This is a genomic window from Clostridium celatum DSM 1785, from assembly GCF_000320405.1.
Taxonomy (GTDB): domain Bacteria; phylum Bacillota; class Clostridia; order Clostridiales; family Clostridiaceae; genus Clostridium; species Clostridium celatum.
Genome location: NZ_KB291664.1, coordinates 1 through 1,662 on the forward strand (window position 1 = coordinate 1; position 1,662 = coordinate 1,662).

3 protein-coding genes are annotated in these 1,662 nt (G+C 27.2%); 1 reads left to right on the forward strand and 2 read right to left on the reverse strand.

The window, feature by feature from the left end:
• Nucleotides 1-112 precede the first annotated feature (112 nt).
• Entirely contained in the window at nucleotides 113-367 is a 255-nt protein-coding gene (locus tag HMPREF0216_RS11720) for a DUF1653 domain-containing protein (RefSeq protein WP_005214524.1), read from the forward strand.
• Between the two features lie 124 nt (nucleotides 368-491).
• Here HMPREF0216_RS11720 and HMPREF0216_RS16405 read toward each other — a convergent pair whose 3' ends face one another.
• A complete protein-coding gene (locus HMPREF0216_RS16405) occupies nucleotides 492-854 on the reverse strand; it encodes a hypothetical protein (RefSeq protein ID WP_005214526.1) in 363 nt (120 codons plus the stop codon).
• A 168-nt stretch (nucleotides 855-1,022) separates the two neighbouring features.
• On the reverse strand, nucleotides 1,023-1,662 hold a 640-nt coding region (locus HMPREF0216_RS16410), incomplete at its 5' end, for a CotH kinase family protein (protein WP_005214528.1).

Below are 1,662 nucleotides of genomic sequence, written 5' to 3' on the forward strand. Positions count from 1 at the left end.
AAAATGGTAGATATCTATTGATATCTACCAATTTTTTTATGCAAATTTAAATTAAGTATGATAAAATTAAGGTTAAATTTATTTATAAAAGTATTAAAAAGGAGAAAATGTAATGAGAGATATAACAAATAGTAAAGGAAAAATTTTTAGACACTTTAAAGGCGATTTATATTTAGTAGAAGATTTTGTTAAGCATTCAGAAACACAAGAAGTCATGGTTTTATATAGAGCGTTATATGGAGAGTGTGGATTATTTGTAAGACCATATGATATGTTTGTTGAAGAAGTTCCAGAAGGAAAAGTTAATCCAACTGGACAAAAATACAGGTTTAAGAATTCAAAGTTAAGAGTGTTAAGTAAGGATTAAATCACAAATTATATTGAATGGTAATATATAAATAGAACTGCATTAAAAGAGAAATTTTTAAGTAGATATTGTAACTATTTTAAGCAGTTCTATTATTATATATAAATTTAAAAATTAGAAGGAGCTAACTTACATATTTTCTTTTCTTAAATAACAATACAAATACGAGTGAGCATATTAGTATTAAAATTGATGAAAAAGATAATATTAATGTTTCAAAATTGGTTGTAGAGTTTTGCTTAGGGCCCATTACAAAGTTATTATTAATAACTTGAGTTTTATTACCGCTATTATTTTGAGCTTGGAAAGAGGTAATTTCATTTATTTGTTCATCTGTTAAACCGATATTTAATAATTCTTCCTTAACAGCATCGGTAATTGGGCTATCACCAGAATTTTGAATTATTTGTATTGCTTGAATCATAAGTGATTGATCTATAGACATATTATTAATAAGATTACCATTTTGATTATCCTTATTAAACATGCCACCTTTATCGTTTCCACCACCTTGTTGACCTAAGGCTGTTAAATCAACAGTTGTATCAATATTACCATAGCTTGTTGAAGGTTGAGAACCATCAAGTTGAGCAGTTATACTAGTCGCTCTATCATATCCAAAATTGATTAAATGAGTAAGTGAATTAGTATATTCTTAAAATGTATAAAAAGCTGTAGCATCATTTTCTACATAATTGCTAATTAATGAATTAACTTTAGTAATTAAAGTTTCATAAGTTCCATTATTAATAAAGTTTTCTACTATTTCATTTAAATATTGATGATAGAGTTCTTTATATTTATCAACTTCTAAAAGCTTTCCTATTAACGGACTTGCTTCTAAACTATCAGAAACAGGAGAATCTATTGGGAAGTTTATTGCATTTGAAGCAGAACCAGCTTGGAATCCTGCAAATGATAAGTTATAATCCCATGGTAATATGCTAACTAAGCCATCATCTTCATATAAATAGTAATTATGCTTCATATTAGATGCATAACTATCAAGATTAACTAAGAAAGTATTTACAGCAAAATATCTAAGAACTTCATCTACATTTAAATAAGACTCTATATCTTCAAGGCTATCAAGATGTTCTATCATATCTAATATTTTAGTATAATCATCACTATCTGTAGTTTTAAAGATAGCATTATCAAAAATAGAAGAATAATTTGAAACATCATCACCATTCCATACCAAATCAGCACCATTAGAGTTTCCACCCATACCACCGCCAATGCCATTAGGCATACTTTGAGGCATTTGCATTGAGTTATCTCCATTATTCATA